At 60.5% G+C, this 4,801-nt stretch carries 6 protein-coding genes; 4 read left to right on the top strand and 2 right to left on the bottom strand.

The features are described from left to right. Nucleotides 1-542, bottom strand: a 542-nt coding sequence (locus EOA33_RS24630; RefSeq protein WP_145989264.1) for a TadE/TadG family type IV pilus assembly protein, incomplete at its 3' end; no start/stop codon positions are given. A gap of 151 nt (nt 543-693) precedes the next feature. Continuing rightward, complete coding sequence (locus EOA33_RS24625; protein ID WP_127406816.1) at nt 694-1,113, bottom strand: pilus assembly protein N-terminal domain-containing protein; 420 nt, start codon at nt 1,111-1,113, stop codon at nt 694-696. A gap of 358 nt (nt 1,114-1,471) precedes the next feature. Between EOA33_RS24625 and EOA33_RS24620 the strand changes: the two genes are divergently transcribed. From EOA33_RS24620 to EOA33_RS24605, 4 genes are all read left to right on the top strand, one after another. Beyond that, on the top strand, nt 1,472-1,642 hold the full coding sequence (locus EOA33_RS24620; protein WP_126056637.1) for a Flp family type IVb pilin: 171 nt from the start codon (nt 1,472-1,474) through the stop codon (nt 1,640-1,642). Between the two features lie 153 nt (nt 1,643-1,795). Next, nucleotides 1,796-2,314: a prepilin peptidase gene (locus EOA33_RS24615; protein ID WP_127406815.1), complete on the top strand. Its 519-nt coding sequence runs from the start codon at nt 1,796-1,798 to the stop codon at nt 2,312-2,314. Nucleotides 2,315-2,520: 206 nt separating this feature from the next. Continuing rightward, on the top strand, nt 2,521-3,333 hold the full coding sequence (cpaB, locus tag EOA33_RS24610; protein WP_126056635.1) for a Flp pilus assembly protein CpaB: 813 nt from the start codon (nt 2,521-2,523) through the stop codon (nt 3,331-3,333). Then, nucleotides 3,330-4,801 (top strand): type II and III secretion system protein family protein (locus tag EOA33_RS24605; protein ID WP_145989263.1); only part of this gene is annotated, 1,472 nt, incomplete at its 3' end. The genes cpaB and EOA33_RS24605, both read left to right, overlap by 4 nt.

Here is a 4,801-nt window from a genome sequence, read left to right as displayed (position 1 = left end):
GTGTTGCCGTCCTTCAGATTGGCCATCGACCTGGCCATGAAGTCGGTCATGACCGGCCATTTGTAGAAGACACGCAGCATGTTCTTCGATTCCGCCAGCCCAGGCGATACGCCGAAGCTCGTCGAATTGGTGCCCTGCGTCAGCACGATGTCGCCGTTTACGATCTTGAAGCTTGCCGTTGCGGCGTCCGCAAAGGTTGGATATTCGCGCAGGTCGACGAGCAACCCCGGGCAGTTCTTGGCGACCATGATCTCCAACTTGGCGCAGATCATGTCCTTCAACTTGGTGCCGGACACGTCGGCCGGCCTTAGCTGGCCGGTGCGCAGTTGGCGGGCGATGTCATCCGTGGCATTGGCCATCACCTCCTGGCCGGCAAATGAAATACAGCTTTCGAGGATGGCGAAGACGAGGAGAGCAAAAGGCAGGGCCAACATAGCGAACTCTATCGCCGTGCTGCCGCGCCGATCGCCAGAAAAGCGGGAGCGGAGCCTTGTCCGCCCTTTGCCGCGATTGTCGTCCTCGGGTGCCGGATTCCCGCGCATGCCCCCTCCCTGCCGATCCGTTGATGCCGGCCGGAACACTAGCCAAAACCCATTGAGGTCCGGTTTGGATGACCGTTAGAGTCGTCGAAAAGCCCTTAACCAGCAGCTAACCGTGGCCGGCGGCGCGGCAACGCCGCCGGCGGCCGGCGATTCAGTGGCTGGCGCTCATCTCGGTTTCCGAGGTTCTCTCGCTATCGCTCTTGTAGGAACTCTCGCAATAGGGCGTGCAGGACAGGGTCTGGATCTCGGCACGCCTGTAGATTCTGACCGAGGATGCATCCTGCCGCACGACGGTGACCTGCTCGTCGATGATCGGGCTGCCTTCCTGGTCGAGGACGACCAGATTGGTGACGCCGAATCCCTTGCCCGTCAGTACGATCGTCGAGGCGTCCTGCACGGAGGCATCGGCAATCGCCGGATTGCCGATGACGATTGTGTCGGCGGCGCGCGACAGCTTGACGATCTTGGCCTGGTTCATGGTGACCTCGATGCCGGACCCAGCTTTTGCCGGCATGACGAAAGTGGCGGCGAGAAGCGCGGCAACTGCAAACGACGATCTCAATCCGGTCATCAGGACGCTCCAGGGCGGCAAACTGTTCAACGGAACATGAACGAGATTGGTGAACCAACGGTTAAGCCCCGGGCTGTCACGCTTAACACCAGGCTACGGTTGCATGCCGCGCGGGCCGTGATCGCTGCTTGAGCGATCGTCGGGGACCCCGCCTTTACCGCTGCTTTGCGCGAGGCGAGGCGGCCTTTCACTACTTTAGCCGACGATTAACCAAGCAACGGATTCGCGACCGGAAAGGAATCGGTAAGGCTGTTTATTAAGCCGATCGAAAGGGCTTCTCCCTAGATTGGGCAGCATCCGATCAACCGGCAAGAGAAGTTGACGGAAGTGCTGTAACACGTGGAGTAGGAGCTCTCGAATGTCTAATCTCATTGCACGTTTTGTGAAGAACGAGTCCGGTGCGACCGCCATCGAATATGGCTTGATCGCCGCTCTCATCGCGCTCGCCATCATGGTCGGCGCCGGCGCCCTCGGCAATGCGCTGAACAACAAGTTCAACGCGATCGCCACGACGGTCAATAACTCGTAATATCGAAGCAACCAGCTTGCTTTCAAATAAGGGCCGCCTCATTGGCGGCCCTTATTTTTGCCGTGCGGGCGATTTTGAAGTCCCGGTCTCATCATTCGTTAATCGAACCTACCTAGGCTGGCGCCAGATATGGTTTGATCACAGGCGCCACCCATGCTTGAAGCCCTGATCTTCGTCGTCTTTCCGTTCTGCATGCTGTTTGCCGCGATCTCGGACATATTGTCGATGACGATCGCCAACCGCGTGTCGGTGCTGCTGGTGACCGTGTTTGCCCTGGTGGCGCCGCTGACTGGAATGGACTGGGCGACCTATGGCTGGCATTTTGCGGCAGGCTTCCTGGTGTTGGCCGTGACCTTCGGCCTGTTCGCGCTGGGCGGCATGGGCGGCGGCGACGCCAAACTGCTCGCCGCCACGTCGCTGTGGATGGGCTTCAACATCCATCTTGTCGAATATCTTGTGGTTTCGACGTTCATCGGCGGCCTCCTGACGCTTGCCATCCTCGCCTACCGGAAATCGCCGCTGGCATCCTTTACCGGCCATAATCCATTTTTGCGCCACTTCGCCGACGAAACGAACGGCATACCCTACGGCATCGCGCTCGGCATTGGCGGGTTGCTCATCTATCCGGATTCGCCTCTGGTGGTGTGGGCGCTGGCAAGGCTGGCCACATAGGCTCTTCATTGTCCCGCGTTCGACGCGTCTCGCTTTTGATTCGGGCGGCTTGGCCGCCCTTTTCGCATTCCGGAGGCAGTTCCTTCTAATTTATGTAAACCTTAAATTAATCACGATCGTAAGCATTGCATTAACCTTGTTTTGACGATTGCGGCTGCAAAGTCCCCCCTGGCTAGGTGGTTTGCCAAAGGCGAGGGTTCGGACAGATGCCAGCATCCCGACTGATAATACTAAGCGTGGCGGTGGCCGCGGCGGGCGGCGCAGGCTATGTCGCGAAGAAGATGGTGGTGGCTCCGCCGCCCCAGGTCACCGTCGATTCCCCCAAGGCGCCGGCCATCGCCCTGCAGGACGTGCTCGTCCTGTCCGGCGATGTCGCCATGGGCAGCCCGCTGGAGAACAACATCAGCTGGGAGTCCTGGCCGTCCGGCGGCATCAATGCCAATTTCATCACCCGAGCCGCCGAGCCCGATGCGCTGGATAAGCTGAAGGGCTCCGTTGCCCGCGTGGCGATGTACACGGGCGAGCCGCTGAGGCGCTCCAAGCTGATCGGCGAGGGGCAGAGCTTCATGTCGTCAATTCTGCCCAGCGGCATGCGCGCCGTCGCCACTGCCATATCTGCCGACACTTCGGCGGGTGGCTTCATCCTTCCCAATGATTTCGTTGACGTCATCATGACCCGCCGTTCCGACACTGGAACGGGTGGCAGCGGCTTCACCACCGAGACCATCCTGAAGAACATCCGCGTCCTGGCGATCGACCAGACCATCCAGGAGGACGAGGAGGGCAAGAAGACCAGGGTTGGCCAGACAGCCACTCTGGAGCTGACGCCGCAGCAGGCCGAAATCATCACGGTCGCGCAGCAGATGGCCGATCGCCTGACGTTGGCGCTGCGTTCGATCACGGACACCAGCGAAAAGAATCTGAACGAGGCTGACTACCTCGTCTCCGGCAACGGCCGGCGCGGCACGGTGCGGATGATCAAGTCGGGCGAAGTTTCCGAAGTGGGAGCAAGGAAATGAGGCTAAAGGGTAAACTGCCCTTCATGGTGGCAGCGGCGATCGGCCTGTTCCTGCTCGGCACCAGCGCGCCTGGAGTTATCGAGGCGAAGGCCGCGAAAAGGAGCGCCCAGGTGTCGGCGTCCACCGCCACGCAGCGCGTTAAGCTCGGCCTCAACAAGTCGGTGGTCATCGACCTGCCCAGCGACGCCTATGACATTCTCGTTGCCAATCCGGCGGTCGCCGATGCGGTGACGCGCACGGCAAGGCGCATCTATCTGTTCGGCAAGGCCGTGGGCGAGACCAACATCTTCGTCTTCGGTCCCAATGGCGAGCAGATCGTCAGCCTGGACCTTGCGGTCGAACGCGACGTCGCCGGATTGGAGGACTACCTCAAGCGCTTCCTTCCGACCTCCGAGATCAAGGTCGAACTTTTGAACGACAACGTCGTCTTGACCGGAACCGTGGACACCCCCCTCGACGCCAAGCGCGCGGTCGATCTGGCGACCATCTTTGTGTCTGGCGGCGAGGCGACCACCGGACAATATTCGCAGACCGCCGCCGGTGGGTCGGCCAATGGCGGTGTCGATATCAACAATCCCGACCAGGAACGCCGCGTCTCGAAGATCGTCAACCTGCTGCAGATCATCGGCGACGACCAGGTGACGCTCAAGGTGACGGTGGCGGAAGTCAGCCGCTCGGTGATGAAGCAACTCGGCGTCAACATGGTCGGCAATGGCGGCAGCAATGGCATCACCTGGGGTGCCGTCAGCTCGACCAACTACGGATTGGGCAAACCGCTCTCGCAAAGCTCTGGACTGTCGCTAGGTACTGCGGAACTCCAGTCCTACATCAATGCCATGGAACAAAGCGGCGTCATGAAGACGCTTGCGGAACCGACCCTGACAGCTGTTTCGGGCGAAAAGGCAACATTCAAGGTGGGCGGTGAGTTCAATCTCATCACTTCGCGGACGAGCAACACGTCGACTGACAACCAAACGGGCCAAATCACATACACCAACGACAAGCTCGAATACGGCATCGGCCTCGAGTTCCAGCCGGTGGTTCTGTCGGCTGGGCGGATCAGTCTCAAGGTCAGGACGTCCGTCTCGGAGCCGACCGCAGAAGGCGCGACCACCCTCGAGGGGGGCGGCGCTCTGCCGGGAACCACCTTGCTGTCGATTCGCAAGAGACTGGCCGATACGACGGTCGAATTGCCGTCGGGCGGTTCGATGATGATAGCCGGCCTTGTCCGTGACGATATTCGTCAGGCTGTTTCGGGGCTGCCAGGCTTGGCCAAGATCCCGGTGCTCGGCACGCTTTTCCGCAGCAAGGACTTCGTGCGCAACGAAAGCGAGCTCGTCATCATCATCACGCCCTATCTGGCCAGGCCGGTCGCGCGCAATGAACTTGCCAAGCCGGACGACAACTTCAACGCGCCGAGCGACGGCGCGGGCATGTTCCTTGGTCGCGTCAACCGCGTCTACGGCAC

It is taken from the genome of Mesorhizobium sp. M4A.F.Ca.ET.050.02.1.1 (assembly GCF_003997725.1).
In the GTDB taxonomy this organism is placed as follows: domain Bacteria; phylum Pseudomonadota; class Alphaproteobacteria; order Rhizobiales; family Rhizobiaceae; genus Mesorhizobium.
The sequence above is the reverse complement of the archived record's forward strand: the minus strand, read 5'-3'. Positions and strand labels throughout refer to the sequence as shown.

Excerpts from the sequence above, each read along its gene's own strand:
- EOA33_RS24625 (WP_127406816.1), bottom strand. The coding sequence starts at position 1,113 with ATGACCGGATTGAGATCGTCGTTTGCAGTTGCCGCGCTTCTCGCCGCC.
- EOA33_RS24615 (WP_127406815.1), top strand. The coding sequence starts at position 1,796 with ATGCTTGAAGCCCTGATCTTCGTCGTCTTTCCGTTCTGCATGCTGTTT.
- cpaB (WP_126056635.1), top strand. The coding sequence starts at position 2,521 with ATGCCAGCATCCCGACTGATAATACTAAGCGTGGCGGTGGCCGCGGCG.
- EOA33_RS24620 (WP_126056637.1), top strand. The coding sequence starts at position 1,472 with ATGTCTAATCTCATTGCACGTTTTGTGAAGAACGAGTCCGGTGCGACC.